Source organism: Yoonia sp. JB2-21 (genome assembly GCF_055693545.1).
This window is the reverse complement of sequence record NZ_JBVFUC010000001.1, coordinates 2153472-2173267: the sequence shown is the minus strand read 5'-3', so window position 1 is coordinate 2173267 and position 19796 is coordinate 2153472. Positions and strand designations below refer to the sequence as shown.

Annotated in this window: 23 protein-coding genes and 1 pseudogene; 5 read left to right on the top strand and 19 right to left on the bottom strand. The window is 57.7% G+C overall.

Annotated features, from left to right (window positions below; translation table 11 throughout):
* Positions 1-249: 249 nt before the first annotated feature.
* From ACZ1G5_RS10850 to ACZ1G5_RS10765, 18 genes are all read right to left on the bottom strand, one after another.
* On the bottom strand, positions 250-1305 hold the full coding sequence (locus ACZ1G5_RS10850; protein WP_472732850.1) for a DUF1513 domain-containing protein: 1056 nt from the start codon (positions 1303-1305) through the stop codon (positions 250-252).
* Positions 1305-2294: an imelysin family protein gene (locus tag ACZ1G5_RS10845; protein ID WP_472732849.1), complete on the bottom strand. Its 990-nt coding sequence runs from the start codon at positions 2292-2294 to the stop codon at positions 1305-1307. Before ACZ1G5_RS10845 ends, ACZ1G5_RS10850 begins: the two co-directional genes overlap by 1 nt.
* Positions 2294-3808 carry a di-heme oxidoreductase family protein gene (locus ACZ1G5_RS10840; protein WP_472732848.1) on the bottom strand — a complete coding sequence of 505 codons (1515 nt, stop codon included), beginning with the start codon at positions 3806-3808 and terminating at the stop codon, positions 2294-2296. The genes ACZ1G5_RS10845 and ACZ1G5_RS10840 overlap by 1 nt, the downstream gene beginning before the upstream one ends.
* Positions 3795-4280, bottom strand: coding sequence for a bacterioferritin (bfr, locus tag ACZ1G5_RS10835; protein WP_472732847.1), 486 nt, complete (start codon positions 4278-4280; stop codon positions 3795-3797). Before bfr ends, ACZ1G5_RS10840 begins: the two co-directional genes overlap by 14 nt.
* Positions 4246-4530 (bottom strand): (2Fe-2S)-binding protein, encoded by a 285-nt coding sequence (locus ACZ1G5_RS10830; RefSeq protein WP_472732846.1) that lies wholly within the window; start codon positions 4528-4530, stop codon positions 4246-4248. The genes bfr and ACZ1G5_RS10830 overlap by 35 nt, the downstream gene beginning before the upstream one ends.
* Before the next feature lie 21 nt (positions 4531-4551).
* A complete protein-coding gene (locus ACZ1G5_RS10825; protein ID WP_472732845.1) occupies positions 4552-5820 on the bottom strand; it encodes an imelysin family protein in 1269 nt (422 codons plus the stop codon).
* Between the two features lie 143 nt (positions 5821-5963).
* Complete coding sequence (hemP, locus tag ACZ1G5_RS10820; protein WP_472732844.1) at positions 5964-6131, bottom strand: hemin uptake protein HemP; 168 nt, start codon at positions 6129-6131, stop codon at positions 5964-5966.
* Positions 6122-6274, bottom strand: a complete 153-nt coding sequence (locus ACZ1G5_RS10815) for a hypothetical protein (RefSeq protein ID WP_472732843.1) — start codon at positions 6272-6274, stop codon at positions 6122-6124. Before ACZ1G5_RS10815 ends, hemP begins: the two co-directional genes overlap by 10 nt.
* Positions 6275-6417: 143 nt before the next feature.
* Positions 6418-7311 carry a DMT family transporter gene (locus tag ACZ1G5_RS10810; protein ID WP_472732842.1) on the bottom strand — a complete coding sequence of 298 codons (894 nt, stop codon included), beginning with the start codon at positions 7309-7311 and terminating at the stop codon, positions 6418-6420.
* A complete protein-coding gene (locus tag ACZ1G5_RS10805; RefSeq protein ID WP_472732841.1) occupies positions 7308-7829 on the bottom strand; it encodes an ABC transporter permease in 522 nt (173 codons plus the stop codon). The genes ACZ1G5_RS10810 and ACZ1G5_RS10805 overlap by 4 nt, the downstream gene beginning before the upstream one ends.
* Positions 7802-8101 carry a hypothetical protein gene (locus ACZ1G5_RS10800; RefSeq protein ID WP_472732840.1) on the bottom strand — a complete coding sequence of 100 codons (300 nt, stop codon included), beginning with the start codon at positions 8099-8101 and terminating at the stop codon, positions 7802-7804. Before ACZ1G5_RS10800 ends, ACZ1G5_RS10805 begins: the two co-directional genes overlap by 28 nt.
* The gene (locus ACZ1G5_RS10795) at positions 8094-9032 is read right to left on the bottom strand and encodes an ABC transporter permease (protein ID WP_472732839.1); all 939 of its coding nucleotides are present in this window, start codon (positions 9030-9032) and stop codon (positions 8094-8096) included. Before ACZ1G5_RS10795 ends, ACZ1G5_RS10800 begins: the two co-directional genes overlap by 8 nt.
* Entirely contained in the window at positions 9029-9769 is a 741-nt protein-coding gene (locus ACZ1G5_RS10790; protein ID WP_472732838.1) for an ABC transporter ATP-binding protein, read from the bottom strand. Before ACZ1G5_RS10790 ends, ACZ1G5_RS10795 begins: the two co-directional genes overlap by 4 nt.
* Positions 9748-10431, bottom strand: a complete 684-nt coding sequence (locus ACZ1G5_RS10785; RefSeq protein ID WP_472732837.1) for an ATP-binding cassette domain-containing protein — start codon at positions 10429-10431, stop codon at positions 9748-9750. The genes ACZ1G5_RS10790 and ACZ1G5_RS10785 overlap by 22 nt, the downstream gene beginning before the upstream one ends.
* Complete coding sequence (locus tag ACZ1G5_RS10780; protein ID WP_472732836.1) at positions 10428-11951, bottom strand: ABC transporter substrate-binding protein; 1524 nt, start codon at positions 11949-11951, stop codon at positions 10428-10430. Before ACZ1G5_RS10780 ends, ACZ1G5_RS10785 begins: the two co-directional genes overlap by 4 nt.
* Before the next feature lie 10 nt (positions 11952-11961).
* The gene (locus ACZ1G5_RS10775; protein ID WP_472732835.1) at positions 11962-12234 is read right to left on the bottom strand and encodes a DUF6525 family protein; all 273 of its coding nucleotides are present in this window, start codon (positions 12232-12234) and stop codon (positions 11962-11964) included.
* Entirely contained in the window at positions 12231-12866 is a 636-nt protein-coding gene (locus ACZ1G5_RS10770; RefSeq protein WP_472732834.1) for a DUF1826 domain-containing protein, read from the bottom strand. The genes ACZ1G5_RS10775 and ACZ1G5_RS10770 overlap by 4 nt, the downstream gene beginning before the upstream one ends.
* The gene (locus ACZ1G5_RS10765) at positions 12863-14074 is read right to left on the bottom strand and encodes a GTP-binding protein (RefSeq protein WP_472732833.1); all 1212 of its coding nucleotides are present in this window, start codon (positions 14072-14074) and stop codon (positions 12863-12865) included. Before ACZ1G5_RS10765 ends, ACZ1G5_RS10770 begins: the two co-directional genes overlap by 4 nt.
* 105 nt (positions 14075-14179) lie before the next feature.
* Here ACZ1G5_RS10765 and ACZ1G5_RS10760 point away from each other — a divergent pair, with 105 nt between their 5' ends.
* A complete protein-coding gene (locus ACZ1G5_RS10760; protein WP_472732832.1) occupies positions 14180-14608 on the top strand; it encodes an Rrf2 family transcriptional regulator in 429 nt (142 codons plus the stop codon).
* Between the two features lie 374 nt (positions 14609-14982).
* On the opposite strand, the gene ACZ1G5_RS10755 is transcribed toward ACZ1G5_RS10760, so the two are convergent.
* Entirely contained in the window at positions 14983-17325 is a 2343-nt protein-coding gene (locus ACZ1G5_RS10755; RefSeq protein ID WP_472732831.1) for a DNA topoisomerase IV subunit A, read from the bottom strand.
* Positions 17326-17453: 128 nt separating this feature from the next.
* Here ACZ1G5_RS10755 and ACZ1G5_RS10750 point away from each other — a divergent pair, with 128 nt between their 5' ends.
* From ACZ1G5_RS10750 to ACZ1G5_RS10735, 4 genes and pseudogenes are all read left to right on the top strand, one after another.
* Positions 17454-17948: an SH3 domain-containing protein gene (locus tag ACZ1G5_RS10750; protein WP_472732830.1), complete on the top strand. Its 495-nt coding sequence runs from the start codon at positions 17454-17456 to the stop codon at positions 17946-17948.
* 42 nt (positions 17949-17990) lie between these two features.
* Positions 17991-18817: pseudogene (locus ACZ1G5_RS10745) on the top strand (SDR family NAD(P)-dependent oxidoreductase).
* A gap of 61 nt (positions 18818-18878) precedes the next feature.
* The gene (locus tag ACZ1G5_RS10740) at positions 18879-19085 is read left to right on the top strand and encodes a twin transmembrane helix small protein (protein WP_472732829.1); all 207 of its coding nucleotides are present in this window, start codon (positions 18879-18881) and stop codon (positions 19083-19085) included.
* 3 nt (positions 19086-19088) lie between these two features.
* The gene (locus tag ACZ1G5_RS10735) at positions 19089-19661 is read left to right on the top strand and encodes a cob(I)yrinic acid a,c-diamide adenosyltransferase (protein ID WP_472732828.1); all 573 of its coding nucleotides are present in this window, start codon (positions 19089-19091) and stop codon (positions 19659-19661) included.
* Positions 19662-19796: the final 135 nt, after the last annotated feature.

Genomic DNA, 19796 nt, shown 5'->3' with positions numbered 1-19796 from the left:
AACGTGTCGCTGGTGATTGGTTTGGAAGGGAGGAACCGAACGGATACGGTGCCTGTCCGCTCCGCCGAACAAAGCAGCGGAGACCTATCGGAAGACAGACAATCTTCCAAAGCGGGTCTATGTGGCGACTGTGGGTGCTGGGCCCATGTCTCCGAAATGCTGCAAATTACACAAGTGGCCGCAGAGCACGCCAAGCAGACATTGGTCGTGGAAAAGTGGCCCTGTAGCACAACCGCAGCTCTGGCGGCCTCAGATTGCGATCAGATGATTGTCCCAAGCCATCTGGTGCTTGGTTTCGACGTTTGTGGTTTCGCGGATTTCCCCTGTACCAGTTGTAACAATGAAACCTGCTCGGCTCGCAGCGACGCCACAAACATCAGCCAGATGGGAACTGTGGTTCAAGCCATCTTGCCCAAAAAACTGGACAAGCCCGCTTCGAGGAGATGTCGTAGCGATCTGACTGGTGCTGCTGTTGAAAGCGATGCTGCCAAGATATCCCTGCATCGCCCTAACCGATGCTTCCTCTAACAACTCCAAACGTTCTGTATCGCCATGATGCACGCCAAGAAGCGGGAGGTCTGTGTTCAAGTCACCCTGCCATTGCATCGCAAATGCGACATCGCCACTATCCGAGACAGCCAGATGCCGTATGGAATTCCGCTGATGCGCCGCACCCAGATGTATTTGCGCTTCAACTGACCCATCCAGCGTCAAATAGCTCAGGTTCGAGCGCATAGTGGGTAGGTTCAACTTGGTGCGTCCAGTGTCCGGATGCGTTTCGATCCCGCCGTTGGCGACAACAAGAGTGTCTCTGTCAGGCATCAGCTTGATATCGTGCGGGCCCAACCCGCCGGATAAGAACTCGCCGATACGCTGGTAATTACTGCGCGCATCCCAAACGCCGATGACACCTGCCGCTGCCTCATAGTCATTCTCTGTGGTGAACAGGAGTTCACCGTCAGAAGAGAACGTCCCGTGCCCGTAAAAATGCCGCCCCGGGGGTGCCTCCAGTATTGCCCTTACTGCGCTATTTCGACAGTCAAGAACGATGGCGTAGGTCCCCGGACGTCTCGCAAAGGCCACAGCTTCTGGACGCAACGGATGCGCGGCAGCTGCATGGCCTCGTGATGGGAGAGGGATTTCAAAAGTGATCGCGCCGCTTTCGCTTAGTCCACAAAGAACGAAGCGGCCATCCGGTTTCATCGCGGCGGACAAATACGCCGGGCTTCCTGCTTCGGCCCAAGATGGCTTGGGCGCCAACCCGGTGGACAACAGTCCCGCGATGAATGCGCGCCGCGTTGCCATCAGTCACCATCCAAAGAGTTGAAACCGGCGGCAATTCCCAAAGAAGGCCCAACTTCTTCAGCAAGGATACTTCGGATTGCATCAATGCTTTGTTGAAGCACCTCGACCCGAAAGCGTCCTTGAGGATCTACGACCGCGGCAAAGACGGGGTCGTTGAGGCTGTTCGCCTGTTGGATCGCCACCCCATAGGCTGCGTCGAGCGCCTCGTCGCCGTTCGACATCAGTAAAGCCAACTCGCGCGTCGCCGTCAGGGCCAGAATGACATGACGCAATGATCGCCCTGACCTCCAGACCTCGGCGCGGTTTGGACGCGGTCGGTCAAAGGTTCCCATTGGGCGGCCGACCCGTGCCTGCGACGTAAATTCCAAGCCGGTAGAAAGCGCGGTGAAAAGTTGCTGAGCAGCCTCTTGGGGCGTTTGGTAGGTATCGTTCCCGGGGTCCGACATCAAATCAGCATATCCCGCGTCCCAACCTGCAAGGATTGCGGCGGAGTTCATGGCAATATCATCCGTCACCGCCCTTACCAAGGCACAGTGGTAGTCGGCGTTTTCCGGATCGAGGAATTGTGCATCAAACAGCAAGAACTCCAGCGCATAGAAACCACGCGCCGCGATTGAGATCGCGCCAAAACCTTCGGGGCTTGATACCGCTGGGTCTTGCTCGGCGATCAGCGTGCCGAGTGCGCGTGGTGTTGATCCCCTCGGGTCCGGCCAAAATGCCAAAGCAAAGGCACGATCATCCTGCTCGGAGGGGCCGAAGCGTAGATGGCTGACGCGCACCCATGCGTCGAACGCGTCATGGAAGGCGGCAATCAGATCTTGGTTTTGATATGCGCAGTCCTGTGATGCGATCTCGGCGAGGTCATTTGTTTCGGCGACAAGGATTTGGTAGCGCGGCATAACATGGTTCTCAATAATCGCACGCACATCCGGCACATCTGCCTGTGCAGGTAGTGAGAAGAAAACAAGGGCGATGAGCAATCGGCGCATTACAAGCTCTCCACAAATCTAATCAAAGCCTCGCGGTCAGCAGGTGACATTTCGACCACCGCATCCCTTTGGGCCTGCGCTTCTCCCCCATGCCAGAGCATGGCTTCCAAGAGAGACCGTGCGCGACCATCGTGTAGAAAATAGCTATGTCCCGAAACCTGCTCGGTCAAACCGACACCCCACAAAGGCGGCGTCCGCCATTCGGTGCCAGTCGCCCGTGCCTCTGGCCGATTATCTGCTAACCCCGGTCCCATGTCATGAAGCAGCATGTCGGTGTAGGGCCAGATCAGCTGGAAACTCTGTTCGGGCTGACCTTCGAGGCGGTGGGTCACAAAAGACGGCTGGTGGCAGGAGGTACAGCCTGTTGAGTAGAACACTTCCTTACCGCGCAGGACTTCCGGATCATCCACATCCCGGCGCGCAGGAACGCCCAGATTACGACTATAGAAAGTTACCAATTCCAACCCTTCGGCGTCGATCTCAAATTCGCGGTCGTCACCGTCGCCATGTGGGGCCGCCCGACACGTAGACTGCACTTGGGTGCACTCGCCCCAAGCAGTGGGGAACAGAGGGTTAGAGATGCCGATATCACCTGCAAAGGCCCCAGCGGATTGCTCGCGCACCGTGGGACTGCCCGCCTTGAGGCCAAAGCGCCCCAGCATGGGTTGGTCGTACTCAATGGACCAGACGATGTTCGGGCGGCCGGATATACCATCGCTGTCTGCGTCATCGGGGTCCGCCAAATCCATAATATTTGCGGCGGGAATTGCTTCGAGCAAGCCAAGCCCGATCATTTGTGGTGCGACGCGGGGGCTGAGCATGGCATCTGGATGCAGCGGCCCGTAACCAAGATCGGCAGCGTGATATGTCGGGCTGCGCAGATAGGCGGTTTCGCCGCCGGAAAGCGGTACTTCGATTTCTTCGTACTCAACCTCAAGGCTGTATTCCGCAGGGTGCCCGGCCACACTAAAGTCCTGCAACTGTGTGCCGTAGGTTGGATCGGGCAATGTTGCGAGATAGCCTTCGATCTCTTTGGTCATAGCCGAGTAATCTGCCGGTATGGATAAGCGCAGGAACATCGAGATGGCGTTGTCGTCAGAGCCCTCCGGTGGATGTCCACGGCCGTCCTTGATGTGGCAGCGCTGGCAGGATCGGGCGTTGTAAAGGGGGCCCAACCCATCGGACGCCAACGTCGATGACGGGGATGAAACCCACAACTTGCGGAACAACCCGTTCCCCACCTTAAAGGTCAGTTCATCCTCAAACGCGATGTTGCCCGATGGCTGGGAAAACGCGTTTGCGGTGGCCATGGCCCGCACTGTTGCAGCCCCGGCGGCGTTCTTCTCAAAGGGCTGCGCTGCATCAAATTCGGTGGCCAAGGCCGTCACCATCGCAACACGGGTTGCTTCAGCGTCGGTGCGCGGGATGATGTTCAGATGCGGTTCATCAAGGGGGCCCGCCACAAGGGCAGACCCCAGGACAATGGCGCAGAGCCCAAGTTTACTCGGCTTCATCCATTTTTGATGCGTTGAGCTGTGCATATTTTTCTTCACCGAGTTTCGCGACCAGATCGAGTTGTGTTTCAAGAAAGTCAATGTGACCTTCCTCATCATTCAGCAGTTCTTCGAAAATGCCTTTGGTGACAAAATCGCCGACACTTTCACAATGCTTGTACGCCTTGGTGTACAGCTCGCGCGCGCCATGCTCGGCGGCCAGATCGCATTCAAGTGTCTCTTTGGGCGTCTGCCCGATCCGCAGCGGATCTAGCTTTTGCAGATTAGGGTGACCGCCCAGAAACAGGATGCGCGCGATCAGTTTGTCCGCGTGGTTCATCTCTTCGATACTTTCTTCACGGGACTTTTTGGCCATATGGCCAAGGCCCCAGTCTTCCTGCATCCGGTAGTGCAACCAATACTGGCTGACGGCAGTCAATTCGCTACGTAATGCGTCGTTAAGGTACTGAATTACTTGTTTGTCGCCGTTCATTTTTGGTTTCCTGTGTGGCTTCGCAGGTATCGCGAAGTTGCATGGGTTGAAGATTTGGGATTTCCAGATTTGGGTTCTGGCGCATTGTTCCAAGGAACAAGGGAACACACCCGCCACAATCGGCGGCTTTGCCCAAAGCGCGATAGATCTTGCCTGGGGTGATGAGGGTTTCTGGGTCCGCCGCTCTCATCCAGTCGATGGCCGAGTGAATGTCGTGATCGGAGATATTTTGGCAATGACATATGATCATGGCGGCGAACCCTTGTTGGCTTTATTGGAACACGGCGTCGGGATCATCGAGGCTGTCGGACCCTTCGACCTCAATGGACGTGCCGAGGGCTGCCACCACACGCTCGATGCTACGGGTTTGGTCGATCAATCCGTTCACACCGCCCATGATCAGGGCTTCGCCCGCTTCGTTTCCACGCTCCAGCATCATGTCGTAGCTGAACCCGGCCTCTGCTGCGGTCTTGATCCGCCCGAGTGCCAGAACCGCCGCCGAGAGCTTGGTTTGCATTTCAGCATCAAGATCAGCATCCAGTGACGCGACCAGATCGGAAAGGGATGGACCCTCGACAACGCTGCCGTCGATCCGGGTATAGTGGCCCAGGTAAACAGACTGAATGCCAACACCGTTGAAGAAGTGGTCGTTGTGCGTGTTGTCGGCAAAGCAGGAATGCTCTTCCTCCGGGTCGTTCAACATCACACCAAGGCGCATTCGTTCACCGGCGGTTTCACCGTAGGACAATGACCCCATACCCGTCAGGATGGCGGCAATGCCCGCATCGGCATCTGCCATAACGTCAGCCCGCGCTGCGCCACCTTCGCCCCACTGCGACACCATCCATTCAAGGTCTGAAACCAAAAGATCGGTTGCAGCTTTCAGGTATTCACCGCGACGATCGCAGTTGCCGCCGGTGCACGCGTCATCCACCGCGTAGTCGGTCCAAGGACGGTCGCCCGCCCCGGCACCGTGGCCGTTCAGGTCTTGCCCCCACAGCAGGAACTCGATGGCGTGGTAGCCGGTTGCCACATTCGCCTCGACGCCATCCGCTTCTTGAAGCGTGTCTTCCAACAAAGCGGGCGTAATGGTCGACGCATCAACGGTTTCGCCAGAAAGCGTAAAGTTGGCATTGGCGATGATGTTCAACACTGCAGCTTCATTTTCATCGGTCGGACCGCCGTAGGACGCATCCACGTAGTCAATCAAACCTTCATCCAGCGGCCAGGCATTTACCTTGCCTTCCCAGTCATCGACGATGGCGTTGCCAAAGCGAAAGACCTCGCTTTGCTGATAAGGCACGCGGGCGGCCAACCAAGCTGACTTAGCGGCTTCCAGAGCTTCAGCCGAAGGATTTGCCAATAGCGCATCCACCGCTGCTTCAAGACGCTGCGCGGTGATCAGGCTGTCTGTATAGTTGGCTTCTGCGATGTCGGCATAGGTGTCGAGCACTGCCGCTTTGTCGGCATGTCCGTCCGCCATGGCTGCGGTGCCAAGGCCAAGAGCCAAAGCACACGTGGCAAGGGTGAAAATTTTCATAAATATTGTCCTCTTCAGTGAAGTGTTGTTGGTTTTGAGACCGGTTGCTTGGCCTTGATGGTCATGCGTTTGAGTACGAGGCCAAAGTCTTGCGCCAACCCACCAAGAGACAGGCGCACCAACACGATGAGGAACCATCGCGTTCATTTCGTCAGGATCAGCTTGCCTGCACGGGTAATGCGAAGTGTATAAAGCTGATCTTCCAATTTGATTTTAGCAAGGTCGCCGCCATTAGTGAGGTCGGTCGCCTCATATACCGGCAGAGTATCCTCGAGACGGACAGAGAGTTCTCTGGCAACGCTCACCACCATAGCCCACCCCATTCACCGCGTTCGGCCTTGTCGATAAGCCACTCGATGTTGAAGGCGCTTGGAAAACCCGACTTGAAAGCAACATAGAAGGTTCCCCGCCAATCCGATCCCGTGTTTTCAGCATGTGCATAGGCGAGCTTCATCAGTCCACCCCCTTCAGGGTTCTGGGTGTTTGGCTTGCCCCAGATTCGGTGGCTGGCTGTCTGGGGTAAACTGAGTAATTTACTCGGATATGTCAATCTGACAATTTTAGTCAGATATGTGAAACATGAATGCCCCCCGCTTTTCAGTCGCTGCGTGGTGTTGCTTTTTTCTCTAACGCTGCAATCGCTGCACCAATCACCACGAGCGGCAAGGCCAATATAAAACTTGTTGCCAACGGCAGGCCGAAGATGAGCAAATCCGCAAGAACTGGCCAAAGAAGGGCGACGTACTCGAAAGGCGCAAGTCTGGACGCTTCGGCGTAGCGAAAAGAGAGCGTCATTGCGATATGCGCGAAACCGCCGAAGAGGCCCGCAAGCACCAGCAGCATCAGCGTTTGACCGTCCGGGAGCGCCCAGCCCCAAGGCAGGGTCACTATACCACCCGCCATGGACGCGACCACGAAGTAGAATGCAATTGCCCCGGGGCTTTCTGTCCGAGTGAGACTACGGACCATGATCAGAGCGAAGGCGGTCAAGAGCGCCGTTAAAAGTCCCAGACCAATCCCAAGCAGTCGTTGCGCATCGACCATGCCACCGCCAATGTCAGGCCAGACAAGGACGAGCACACCAGCCAGCCCGAAGGCGAGCCCGAGCACGCGCCATCTTGTAAGCCCTTCAGACAGAACGATCACAGCAGTGATTGCCGTTAGGACAGGCGCGAGTTGTGCGAGAAGGACTGCTTCAGCCAGAGGCAAGAGGGCAACCGAGGCGAACGACGTAAACATCGCCGCGGCGCCAAAGAAAGAGCGCACCAGATGACCGATGGGGCGGGTCGTGCGCAGCCCCCCGGGGAACTCATGACGCACCATAAGAAAGATCACCAGCGGGATCAGCGCGAAGAAGGATCGGAAGAATACGATCTGACCAAGCGGTACGGCATCGCTCAGCGCCTTCACGCAGACGACCATGCCGGTGAACAAGATACCCGACAGGAGACGCAGCATGATCCCAAACGATGGATTGTCAGGCTGCGTCACGTTTTTGCTTCCTGCTCGGCGAGCGCATCGCGCAGTACATCTCCGGCCAGATTAATCGCGAGAACTGAGATCACCACACAAAGTCCGGGCCAGATCATCTGCAATGGGGTGGAACGCATGTGAATTCGCGCATCCAATAACATCGTCCCCCATTCCGGCATCGGAGGCTGCACGCCGAAGCCCAGAAAGCCAAGGGTGGAAATGCCCAGAATTGCGCGAGCGAGCATCCCGGTCCAGACCACCGTAAGCGATGGCAGCAGCGACGGCAGATAGTGCCAGCGCGCAATGGAAAGCGGCGAAAGACCCGCAAGCCGCGCCTGCACGACATAGCCCCTGTTGCCAACGGAGAGACCAATGCCGCGGGCCACGCGGGCGTAGCGCATCCAACCTGTAACCGTGAGCGCAAAGATGAGCGAGCCCGTGCTTGCCCCGAGGACGCCTGCGATCACCACAGCCGCGATCAGCTCTGGGAAGGCTAGAAACGTGTCCGTCATGCGCATGGCAATCCAGTCGGCCAACCGCCCCCCTGGGCCGCGATCAGGCCAATCGTTGTACCGATGATCAGCCCCAGCAGTGAAACCAAAAAAGCCAGACCAAGCGACCAGCGCGCACCGTGCAGAAGCCTTGAGAGAATGTCACGGCCCAGTGCATCCGTGCCAAGCAGCCATTCGCCGCCGGGTGGGCTTAGCCGGTTGGGAATGTTGATAGCCGTCGGATCATGGGGCGCGAGCATCGGGCCGAATACCGCAAGCAACAGGCAAACGATGACCAGAACATAGACGCTACGCATTGTGTTCACTCACCCGTGGATCAAGGCTGCGGTAGATCAGGTCGATCGTCAGGTTCACCACCACGAAGATCACCGCGGTCAGGATCACGACAGCCTGCACTTTCGGGAAGTCGCGGGCAAAAATTGCATTGACGAGAAAGCTTCCGAGACCGGGGCGCGCAAAGATCACCTCAACGACGACCAACCCTTCGAGCAGAAAGGCGAGTTCCAGTCCAAGGACCGTGACAACCGGTACAGCGGCGTGGGGGGCAACATGATCACGGGCGATGTCGCGCCCGGTGATCCCGCGCCGGGAGAAGGCGGGCAGGAACGGCTGTCCCCGCGCCTCGAGGATGCCCGAGCGGATGATACGTGTCAGCGAGGCCGCAACACCGAACCCCAGCGTCATTGCGGGCAGGAAGCTATGCGTGGTCGTCTCGGCCCCCATGGCGGGCAACCAGCCAAGCTGTACGGCAAAGAGCAGGATCAACAGCAGTCCCAGCCAAAACGCTGGGATCGCAACGCCGACTGAGGCGAGAGCAACGGCTCCACGATCCAGCCAACTGCCGGGTCTGCGCGTGGCGATCAGAGCGAGGGGCACCGAGACAGCAAGACCGATCCCAAGACTGACAAGCGCAAGCGGGAATGTGTAGGACATGGCTGTCACGAGGTCAGGCCAGACGTCACGCCCGTTGACAGAGGACTGCCCGAAATCACCCTGCATGAGGGGGGCGAGCCAAGCCCAGAACGCGGTCCAGAACCCGTCGTCAAATCCGGCCTCGGCACGGATGAAATCCAGAACTTCTTTGGACACGTTCTGGCCATACCGTGCTTCTGCAATCGCTAAAGCAGGATCGCCCGGCGCGTGCCACAATAGTGCGAATGTCGCCAAAGCCGCCCCCGTTAGAACGACCATTGCGCGTAGTATAAGACCGGCGAAAACACCAATCATGCCACATGCTCCAGCGCGCCGAGGGCAAATGCGGCATCGCGGAGCGTTCGCCCATACGCCGTCTGCGGTGCGTCGACAAAGGCTGATGCGGACGCCAATTCTTCAATTTGACCTGCCCGCAGCACGGCAATCTCATCGGCAAAAGCCGCCGCGTACCCCAGATCGTGTGTCACAATCAGCGCTGCAAACCCCTTCTGTGCCTGCATGTCAGCAATCAGGCGCGCGGTGTGCTTTTGCGTGACTGCATCAAGGGCTGACAGCGGCTCATCAAACAAAATCAATGGCGGGGCGGCGATCAGAGCGCGAAGAATGCCCACGCGTTGCACCTGCCCGATGGAGACCTGATCAGGACGACGGTCCAGCAGGTCAGGTTGCACTTCGAGGGCCGTGCACAGCTTTTCCACTTGAGTTGCGTTCACCGCCAGCTGGTGCGCGACAACCGGTTCCATAACGGAGCGGCGCAGCTCCAGGCGCGGATTAAAAGCCGCGCGCGGTTCCTGCATCACGAGCGCGGGGCGGCACAGCGAAACCGGCGCGCCATTCCAAGACACGCTACCCGCTGAACAGCGGACCAGCCCGAGGATTGCGCCTATAAGGGTGGACTTGCCCGCACCGCTTTCCCCGACCACCGCAAGTGTGCGTCCGGCTTCGAGTGAGAAAGAGACCTGCTGGAGCGCCGTTGAAACGCCGCGTCTGACAGAGATATTGTCGACCGTCAGCATGGCAGTTCCAGCCAATTCCGGTGCGCGCAAAGGGCTTTTGCTGCTCGTGTTTCGGGTGATGCGAGAAACTGTCGGGTCGGTGCATCCTCAACAATGCGCCCTGCCTCCATCACCATTAGTCTGGATACGCGGCGCGCAGCAAGCCCCAGATCATGCGTGATCAGCAGGAGAGCGGTTTGTCGGTCTGTGAGACATTCATCAAGCAAGTCCATGGTCCCGGCTGCCACCACCGGGTCCAGCGCTGACGTCGGTTCGTCCATAACCAGCAGGTCCGGCGCGCCAAACAAAGCCATTGCAATGACAAAGCGCTGCTGCATCCCGCGGCTCCAGCCCCAGGGGCGCTTGCGTAAGTCTCCTTGCTCGATCTGAAGGGCTTTGAACAGCATCTCGCGGCGCATAGCGTCCGGAGCAAGCCCCAAGGCCCGCTCTGCTTCCTGCCAATGAAACATCATCGACCGGAGCGGATCGAGCGCTTCATCCGGGCTTTGCGGGACATGGGACACGCTGACCCCTCGCGCGCGCAACGCGTCCACCAGTTCATGCCCAAGGGTCGACTTGCCGGACCCTGAGCGACCTACAAGCCCGACGCGTTCGCCGGGCTTAAAGTCCACATTCGTGGGATGAAGTATGATCTGGCCCGAACGCTCTGCGCTCAGCCCGTGGGCGTGAAGTGTCATTCGGCGAAGCGTGTCTCGTGCGTGATCCAGTAGGTCTCGGTCGGGTGGACCTGATAGCCGGTCAGACCGGCACGCGCCACAACGGCTTGGCTGACATGAAACACGGGGATAAGCGCAACATCGGTGGCAATGATCTGCTGAACCTCATCGTAAATCCGTTCGCGCTCGGCTTGTTCGAACGTGGTTTGTCCTTTGACCAGAAGGGCGTCAAGCGCTGGATTGGCATAGTTCCCAGCGTTCGAGCCGCCGTCGCTGGCCAACAAGAAACCCAGGATCGAGGCAGGATCGCCCTGTGGCAGCATCACCCATGCTTGTAGGAACATGTCACCGTCGCCGGCCTTCAGCGCATCGTTGCTTGCGCCGTACTCACCCACGCGCACCGACGCTGTGATGCCGATCTGTTGCAGGAAGGCTTGTGTAATCTCCGCCGTAGGAGGGAGTGCCGCGCGAGAGGAATAGGTCAGGATCTCGATCTCAAGCGGTGCGCCATCAAGCATCCACGTCCCGCCCTGTTTGATCGCTCCAGCTTCAGCCAGCAGTTCCTCCGCCCGTACAGGATCATAGGTCGGCGCGATATCAGCAGCCCAACTTTTACCTGCTGGGTAAATAGTGCCCGCAGGCACACCGCCAACGCCGGAAAGAACAGCCTCGACGATGCCATCCCGGTCAATCGCCAGAGAAACGGCCTGTCGGATCAACGGGTTGGCCAGCGGTCCAGAGGCCGCGTTCATCGAATAGAAATAGAGCCGCGCTGTCGGTGCCGTGAAGCCTTGTGCGCCTGTTTCTTGGATGCGCGCAAAATCCGTCTCGGGGTAGTTGATCACCATATCGACGTCACCAGCTTCAAAAGCCAAGGAAGCTGTGGCCGGGTCAGGCGAGGCGACAACGCGCACTTCGTCAAAGCCCGGTTCGCCCATGCGATAGTCGGCGTTTGCCTCAACACGATACGACTGTTCGGGAACGGCCTCGCGGAAAATGTAAGGGCCTGTTGCGTTGATCGGGAAGGCCTCTGACGGCGTGCCAAGTATCGCGACACCGGGATCAGACAGGCTCCATTGGAATGCGGCATTTGGGCTGTTGGTCTCAAAAACCACAACACGGTCACCATCCGCAGACATGCCTGCAAGATCAAGAACACCCGCAATGCGCTTGTTGAATGCAGGATCATTCTCGTCAGAGATCGGGGCAATTGCATCAATAACAGCTTGCGCGGTCACGGGTGTGCCATCGTGGAATGTCAGCCCCTCGCGCAGAGACACGCGCCAGGTTGTGGGTCCAGCCTGCTCGATCGCTTCGGCCAAGCGCGGATAAAGGTTCAGATCATAGTCAATACCCATCAGCGTTTCCGTGACGCCGGTCTGGTTGGACATCCAGCCGTTATAACCAGCGCGCGGGTCCGGCACCTCGGCCGTGGGGCCAAAGGTGACGGAAATGGTAAGCGTATCGTCCTGCGCAGCGGCAGGCGTAGCGGTGCCAAGCGCGATGAGCACGGCGGCAGTCATGCGGGTGAATATCGACATAAAGGTTCCTTCAGAACTGTGTTGGCAGATGGTTGGTGTTGGCGAAGCGGTCGCGCGCCAAGGTGCGGGCTTCCGCTTGCGACAAAAAGGTGAGTGCTTCTTCGGGACTGAGACCCTTCGCACATGCACGGTTCCATACACGGCGGGCTGAGGTGGGGGACCAAGGAAGCGTCGCTTGCGCAAGCCAGTTTCTAAGTGGCGCGGGCAAAGCATCGTAGCTACGCATAGGATCAGCGGCGCGGCGTTTACGATTAAGGGAGGTCGATCCGAGGTTGCGGGTCAAATCTCACCCTCCGGGCGATCAACGACATCTAAGACGAGTACGAGACGTGTCTCTCCCGTGCCTTCGATGGGAGGTGAGCGATGCAACAGACCTGACGCCGGTTTCTCGGGCCAAAGCGTACCCCGCAAAAGGATCGGCGCACCAGTTGCGACTGAGAAGACACGCGCAGGATCCCGGCCGTCAGTTGAAATCCCGTATTGCGTTCCCCGACCTCGATACGTGCAGACAAGCCGTGCTTTGATCGCGTCGATATGGAATTTACGACAGGCATTTGTTGTGACGGCTTGAAGACGCAAGCGGAGATAGGGCGTGTTCATCAGTTCGGTGAACATCCGGGCCAAAGCGCTGACATCACCGATGAGTTGATCGCGTTCGCCGCAGTCTGGCGTTTCTGCCACATCGCAAAGCACTTTGAGCGCAGACGGCACCGCATTGGGTCGCAAGACAATCCGTCCTTGTGGCAGCATGGATGGGTCGAGAGCATTGATCCAGCTCTGGAACTTGGGCATCGGTTGCCTGCGCCAGATCGCAGCAGCGCAACCGGGTTGCTGAAATGTCCTGAGGTCTTCGGGCTTATCACCAACGGCAACGCCAATTGCCGCATTCCTGACCAGGGCACGCGCAATCGTCATGCCGCTTCTTCCTGCCGTCGCCATGCTGGAAACGGATCAGGATAGTTTGGCAAATCATCTGGCCCACTTGTCGCAGTGACAGGTACCAGGCACGCATCCAGCCGCGCCTTAAGGGACGGCCAGTCAATACCGGTGCCAATGAACACAATCTCCTGCCGCCGGTCACCCCATGGTTCTTGCCAGTGTTGCTGCATGTAGTTTCGCGCGCTTTCATGATCGGGCCAATTCTCTTTCGGCACCGAAGCCCACCAGGTGCCAAGCGGCTTGACGCTCGATAAGGCTCCTGCAAGCGAGAACTCGGCCACCCAAACGGGTCTGGTTGATATCCAGAAGTGCCCCTTTGCACGTATAACGCCGGGCAACTCATCGTTCAGGACGCTCAGTATCTTCTCTGGAATGAACGGCAACCGGGCACGATAGACGAAAGACGCGACGCCATACTCTTCGGTCTCTGGCGTATGATCGGCAAAGCCATAAAGCTCCTTCGCCCACATCGGATACTCATGCGCCTTCTCGAAATCGAACATACCAGTATCAAGGATCGCGTCGGCAGCGACATCGGAATGGTCCGTTTCGATGATCTTGGCGTCGGCGTTCAAACTGCGGATGATCTTGCGCGCGGCGTCCGTACGCTCTGGCCCTGCATCGGTCACTTTGTTCAGGATAACCACATCGGCGAATTCAATTTGCTCGACCAGTAGATTGACAAGCGTCCGGTCATCCTCTTCGCCCAGCGTCTCACCACGATCTTTCAGGAAATCATGACTGGAGTAATCGTTCAGCAGGTTCACCGCGTCGACAACCGTTACCATTGTATCCAGTCGGGACACGTCTAACAGGCTGTCGCCGACTGCGTTGCGAAAGTCGAAAGTGGCGGCGACGGGAAGCGGTTCAGAAATCCCGGTGGATTCAATGAGCAGGTAATCGAAGCGGCTCTCCGCTGCCAACCTTCGCACCTCATCCAACAGATCGTCACGCAATGTACAGCAGATGCAGCCGTTCGACATCTCCACAAGCGTCTCTTCGGTGCGGCTCAGCTCCGTGTCTGCCCGCACGAGATCAGCGTCGATGTTCACCTCGGACATGTCATTGACAATGACCGCAACCCGGCGACCTTCACGGTTATTCAACACCCGGTTCAGAAGCGTTGTTTTACCCGCCCCAAGAAATCCAGAGAGGACGGTAACGGGGAGGCGCGTGTCTGACATGTTTGATCTCCTGCAAGGACGGCAACAGTCACGCAACTTACTCAGTTACTAGACGAATGCAACATCTATTGTTACATTGATATCCAACTTGAAGGAACGCCGCCGATGAAACGAAACAGCCGTCTGTCACTCGCCCTGCATACCCTCAGCCATATGGCAGGCGAACCGGGTCGTGTGCGCACGTCTTCCGACATCGCTGACCATGCAGGGACCAATCCAGTTGTTGTTCGGCGTGTGCTCGGGAAACTTCGTCAAGCGGGTCTCTTGTCTTCAGAAAAGGGACATGCCGGTGGGTGGCAGCTTGCCAGATCTGCCGACAACATCACACTTGCAGATGTCTATTTGGCCTTGGACGAAAGGCTCGTGGCAGGAAGCACTGGCGATGCAGAGCCCTCGCATTGTAGCGTCGAAACGGGCCTGCAAGCACGGGTCTCCGAAGTTCTCCAGGACATTGAGGCAAGTCTTGTAGAGCGCTTGCGAGAAACGACAATCACAGACGTTCACCCCAGCAATTGCACTTACTGCGAAAGCTGAGAAATCCCCGCAAGTTCTCTGACCGGTGTACTTCAATGCCATAACGAAGCGCAAAGATCTGACACCGATGCCGGTATGTTGAACCGCAGCTATGTCCGCGTCTCGATGGTTGCTCAGCCAGGCAGCGCGTGCATAGGCCCGCTTTGCCCCCAAAGCCGACCTTTGCGCCCACTAGGGTGCATGTCCCGTTTGGGCCAGTATTCTTGAAGCGGCCAGCTGATGGGAGCCATAAAAGCTAAAGCATCCAGTCAAAGGTGCGCGGGGTCCGCACTTTGACTGTCCGAAGCAATTTTACTGTCGCGATCAATGAAATAACGGCGGGCTCTGATCGGCCCTTGGGGTGTCTTGCGCCGGGCGCACCGTTTCAACGATGGTCAGCTAAAGCGATTATTCTTTGGGAACCCATAGGGCGGACGTTTACCCACACCGGCACGTGCGCCTTTCCATTCGGTCATATCGGGTTCAGTGCGGGTTTTGCCCCCGCCCATTGGCCATGACAGGCCCTCATCCCACGTGAAAGTCGTGATATCGGACAGACCACCGTCAAGTTCCAGCATGCCTTGCCGACCGGCCGCTTTCTTGTATTTCTGAATACGCACGCCTTTGCCCCGGTTCATTTCGGGCAATTCACCCAACTCAAACACAAGGAACTTGGCGTTCTCAGAAACAACGGCAACGTGGTCACCAACGACGCGGTGACAGACCTTTGCGACAGTGTCTTTGACATTCAAGACCTGTTTGCCGCTCCGGGTTTGGGCAACGACCTCTTCCTCTGGCACGACAAACCCGTTGCCTTCCGCAGACGCGACCAGCAGCTTTTCACCCGGCTTGTGGATCAGGAAATCCACGATTTCGACGTCATTGGGTAAATCAACCATCAAACGCAGCGGCTCTCCCATGCCGCGCCCGCCGGGCAGATTGGTAGCGCCAACTGTGTAGAAACGACCATTGGCCCCAAAGACCAGCAGTTTGTCGGTGGTTTCCGCATGGAAGATGAAACGCGGGCCGTCACCATCCTTGAACTTCAACTCTCGCGTCAGGTCGATATGCCCGGTCATTGCCCGGACCCAACCCATTTGCGAGCAAACGACCGTAATCGGTTCACGCTCGATCATCGCCTCAAGCGGGACCTCGACCACTTCGGCGGCCTCGGCGAATTGCGTGCGCCGCGCGCCGCCCGCACTGTCGCGGCCAAACACCTTGCGGGTTTCGCGCAACTGCTCGGCTATCTTGGCCCATTGCAGATCGTCGCTTTCCAGCAAATCCTCGATATCCGCGCGCTCCTCCATCAAGGCGTCACGCTCAGCGATCAATTCCAGCTCTTCCAGACGGCGCAAGGACCGCAGGCGCATGTTCAGGATCGCTTCGGCCTGGATTTCAGACAGCGACACCTCTGGATCAGCGCCCGGCACGATGGGCGAACGATAGTCAGCTTCTGACGTTGCGCGCACATGTTCTTGCGCCCAGTCCTCGACCATCAAGGCCTGCTTGGGGTCGTCGTCGTAGCGGATGATATCAATGACGCGGTCCAGATGCAGGAAGGCGATGATGAACCCTTCAAGAACCTCAAGCCGGTGGTCAATCTTTTCCAGCCGGTACTTGCTGCGCCGCACCAGCACGTCGCGGCGGTGATCAAGAAACGCGCGCAGCACTTCTTTGAGCGAACAGACCTTCGGCGTCAGCCCGTCAATCAACACATTCATGTTCAGGCTAAACCGCGTCTCCAGATCAGAGTTGCGGAACAGCATCCCCATCATGACCTCTGGATCGACAGTTTTGGCGCGCGGTTCCAGCACAACGCGGATATCGTCGGCGCTTTCATCGCGCACGTCAGCGAGCAAGGGCACTTTCTTAAGCTGGATCACCTCGGCCAGCTTTTCAATCAGCTTGGACTTTTGCACCTGATAGGGGATCTCGGTCACAACAACCTGCCATGTGCCGCGGCCAAGATCCTCAACCTCCCATTTAGCGCGCAGACGGAACGCGCCGCGTCCTGTGCGGTAGGCTTCGGCTATATTGTCAGCCGGTTCCACGATCACGCCGCCGGTCGGGAAATCGGGACCGGGGATGTAGTTCAGCAGCGTATCGTCGCGTGCATCCGGCGTTTTGATCAGATGCAGGCAGGCATCAATCAGTTCATGCAGATTATGCGGCGGGATGTTCGTGGCCATCCCCACGGCAATCCCGCTGGACCCATTGGCAAGAAGGTTCGGGAATGTGGCCGGCAAGACTGCCGGCTCGGTCAGCCGCCCATCGTAGTTGTCGCGGAAATCGACGCTGTCCTCGGACAAGCCCTCAAGCAACGCCTCGGCGGCGGCGGTCATCCGTGCCTCCGTGTAACGGGACGCAGCAGGGTTATCGCCGTCGATATTGCCAAAGTTACCTTGGCCATCCACCAGCGGATAACGGACGTTGAAATCCTGCGCCAAACGCGCCATCGCATCATAGATCGCAGCATCACCATGCGGGTGGAAGTCGCCCATCGTATCGCCGCTGATCTTCGCAGACTTCAGAAAACCGCCCGTCGGCGACAGACGCAGCCGCGACATCGCATAAAGTATCCGACGATGAACTGGCTTAAGCCCATCGCGCGCATCAGGCAGCGCGCGGTGCATGATCGTGGACAGCGCATAGGTCAGATACCGGTCGCCAATGGCGCGCCGGAGCGACTCTGTGACGTCGTTTGGGCCAAGATCGGTATCTGTCTCATCACTCATGTGCTATGGTGTAACGATGAGCGATTCTGGCGTAAAGCGGGGAATATTCCCCGTGCGCTGCGACGTCAGGTATTGTTCAGTATTTGTGCTGCTAAGTTAACGATTTCTTTGTCCGGGGGGACTGCCACATGCCAAAACTGATAACCGCCAGTAGCTTTCTGCTGTTTTGGGTCTTTTACGAAATGTCAGGGGGCGCTGACTTTACGCCGCGTGAACGCGAAGTTATTTCGCGAGCGCCGTTTGCGAAGTTAACGGATCAACAGACCGCTGAGCTACGCCCAATCGCCGCGCCTTTGGTCACAAATGCCGCGTTCAACACTGTCGAAACAGAGGCACTGCCAGCGGTTGCGACCGTCACCGCGGAAGCTGTCGTGATTGAACAGGTCGAACAAACCGCAGCACCAGTCGAGATCGAAGAGCCTGCATTTACTGTGGTGTATGTTGCGGGCACACGGGTGAACCTGCGCGAAGGCCCAGGTACAAACCATTCGGTGCTGGATACATTGGCGCAAGGAACAGCGGCAGAGCTTGTGGCGACCAATGATGATGGTTGGGCACAAATTCGCCTGACTGACGGTAGTCAGATTGGCTGGATGGCTGCACGGCTGCTGTCTGACAGCTAAGCACGCTTGCCACATAGGCCCTGTCCAGTGCAGACAGGGCTTATGACACAAAAAACTATTCTTATCACCGGCGCATCCTCTGGCATTGGTCTTGATGCCGCACGAGGCTTGCGCGATGCAGGTTGGCGCGTTTTTGCAAGCTGCCGCAAAGAACAAGACTGCCACCGCTTGCGATCAGAAGGGTTCGAGAGCCCGCGCATCGACTACACCGACCCCGACAGCATCGTGACCGGATTGGCAGAAACGCTTGAGGCGACGGGCGGCACACTGGACGCGCTTTACAACAACGGGGCCTACGCCTGCCCCGGCGCGGTCGAAGACCTACCTGTCGCAGCTTTGCGCGACATTTTCGAAACCAACGTCTTTGGCTGGCACGAACTGACCCGCCTTGTGATCCCGGTGATGCGGGCACAGGGGCATGGGCGGATCGTCAATTGTTCATCCGTGCTTGGCTTTATCCCGATGATGTGGCGTGGGGCTTATGTTTCGACAAAATATGCGCTTGAGGGACTGACCGATGTTTTGCGGATCGAGATGAGCGACACACCCATCAAGGTGATCCTAATAGAGCCGGGGCCAGTGACATCCAATATCCGCCAAAACGCGATCCCACAGTTTGAAAAATGGATTGATTGGGAAAACTCTGCGCGGGTCGCTCAATACCCCGAACTGCGCAAGCGACTATACGAAAGCAGCGGCCCCGACAGGTTTGAACTTCCCCCTTTGCCGTGACCAAGAAACTGCTTCACGCGCTGACATCACCCCGACCAAAACCACGCTACTACGTCACGACGCCGACCTATCTAATGGGTTTCCTGCGGCGCATATTGCCGACGCGACTGCTCGACGCTGTGATTTTGCGGGCCTGAGGGTTTCCTTCGCCGCTGTCCCTGCTACATCGCGGAGGACAAGTTTAAAGGACATCGAGACATGGCAGACGACCCGCTTTTTTGGCTGATGACAATTTCTGTACTGGTTGTGCTTGGTGTCCTGATGTGGGGCATGGGCAGTTTTGGTAAAGGGGGCGAATATAATCGCAAAAATGCCAACAAGATCATGCGCTGGCGGATTGGCGCACAACTCTTTGCCGTCATCATGATCGTTCTGTTTGTCTATCTACGCGGTGAAGGAAGCTGACCTATGGTTGTTCTCAACAAAATCTACACAAAGACCGGTGACGCGGGCGAAACCGCCCTTGGCAACGGCAGCCGCGTGGCAAAGCATTCCTTGCGGGTGACGTCCTATGGCACCGTTGACGAAACGAACGCGACCGTTGGTTTGGCGCGCCTACATGCGACAGGTGACATGGATGCGCAGCTTGCCATGATCCAAAATGACCTCTTTGATCTGGGCGCGGACCTGTGCCGCCCGGACATGGAAAAAGATGGAGAGGCCGAATACCCGGTGCTGCGCATGACCGATGCGCAGGTTGAACGGCTTGAAGGCCAGATCGACGAAATGACCAAGGCAGTTGAACCCCTACGCAGCTTTATCCTGCCGGGCGGATCGGCTTTAGCGGCCCATCTGCACCTGTGCCGCACAGTATCGCGTCGCGCCGAACGTCTGACGGTAGAGTTGGCGACGATGGAATCGGTGAACCCGGCGGCAGTGAAATACCTCAACCGCTTGTCGGACTGGTGTTTTCAAGCCTCACGCATCGCCAATGACAATGGCAAAGATGACGTGCTGTGGGTGCCGGGCGCGAACCGCTAACCAGGGCAAACCCGGATCAAACTGAAACGCGCACCTGACGCGCACGTCAAGAACGTGGCGTCCCCAGACATGGGCGCGTCGATTTTACACTGTTTTCGCGCGCCCGCGCAGGATAACAACAATCTGAGAAGTTAA

Excerpts from the sequence above, each read along its gene's own strand:
- ACZ1G5_RS10850 (WP_472732850.1), bottom strand. The coding sequence starts at position 1,305 with ATGGCAACGCGGCGCGCATTCATCGCGGGACTGTTGTCCACCGGGTTG.
- ACZ1G5_RS10845 (WP_472732849.1), bottom strand. The coding sequence starts at position 2,294 with ATGCGCCGATTGCTCATCGCCCTTGTTTTCTTCTCACTACCTGCACAG.
- ACZ1G5_RS10840 (WP_472732848.1), bottom strand. The coding sequence starts at position 3,808 with ATGAAGCCGAGTAAACTTGGGCTCTGCGCCATTGTCCTGGGGTCTGCC.
- bfr (WP_472732847.1), bottom strand. The coding sequence starts at position 4,280 with ATGAACGGCGACAAACAAGTAATTCAGTACCTTAACGACGCATTACGT.
- ACZ1G5_RS10830 (WP_472732846.1), bottom strand. The coding sequence starts at position 4,530 with ATGATCATATGTCATTGCCAAAATATCTCCGATCACGACATTCACTCG.
- ACZ1G5_RS10825 (WP_472732845.1), bottom strand. The coding sequence starts at position 5,820 with ATGAAAATTTTCACCCTTGCCACGTGTGCTTTGGCTCTTGGCCTTGGC.
- hemP (WP_472732844.1), bottom strand. The coding sequence starts at position 6,131 with ATGGTGGTGAGCGTTGCCAGAGAACTCTCTGTCCGTCTCGAGGATACT.
- ACZ1G5_RS10815 (WP_472732843.1), bottom strand. The coding sequence starts at position 6,274 with ATGAAGCTCGCCTATGCACATGCTGAAAACACGGGATCGGATTGGCGG.
- ACZ1G5_RS10800 (WP_472732840.1), bottom strand. The coding sequence starts at position 8,101 with ATGCGTAGCGTCTATGTTCTGGTCATCGTTTGCCTGTTGCTTGCGGTA.
- ACZ1G5_RS10795 (WP_472732839.1), bottom strand. The coding sequence starts at position 9,032 with ATGATTGGTGTTTTCGCCGGTCTTATACTACGCGCAATGGTCGTTCTA.
- ACZ1G5_RS10785 (WP_472732837.1), bottom strand. The coding sequence starts at position 10,431 with ATGACACTTCACGCCCACGGGCTGAGCGCAGAGCGTTCGGGCCAGATC.
- ACZ1G5_RS10780 (WP_472732836.1), bottom strand. The coding sequence starts at position 11,951 with ATGTCGATATTCACCCGCATGACTGCCGCCGTGCTCATCGCGCTTGGC.
- ACZ1G5_RS10770 (WP_472732834.1), bottom strand. The coding sequence starts at position 12,866 with ATGACGATTGCGCGTGCCCTGGTCAGGAATGCGGCAATTGGCGTTGCC.
- ACZ1G5_RS10765 (WP_472732833.1), bottom strand. The coding sequence starts at position 14,074 with ATGTCAGACACGCGCCTCCCCGTTACCGTCCTCTCTGGATTTCTTGGG.
- ACZ1G5_RS10760 (WP_472732832.1), top strand. The coding sequence starts at position 14,180 with ATGAAACGAAACAGCCGTCTGTCACTCGCCCTGCATACCCTCAGCCAT.
- ACZ1G5_RS10755 (WP_472732831.1), bottom strand. The coding sequence starts at position 17,325 with ATGAGTGATGAGACAGATACCGATCTTGGCCCAAACGACGTCACAGAG.
- ACZ1G5_RS10750 (WP_472732830.1), top strand. The coding sequence starts at position 17,454 with ATGCCAAAACTGATAACCGCCAGTAGCTTTCTGCTGTTTTGGGTCTTT.
- ACZ1G5_RS10740 (WP_472732829.1), top strand. The coding sequence starts at position 18,879 with ATGGCAGACGACCCGCTTTTTTGGCTGATGACAATTTCTGTACTGGTT.
- ACZ1G5_RS10735 (WP_472732828.1), top strand. The coding sequence starts at position 19,089 with ATGGTTGTTCTCAACAAAATCTACACAAAGACCGGTGACGCGGGCGAA.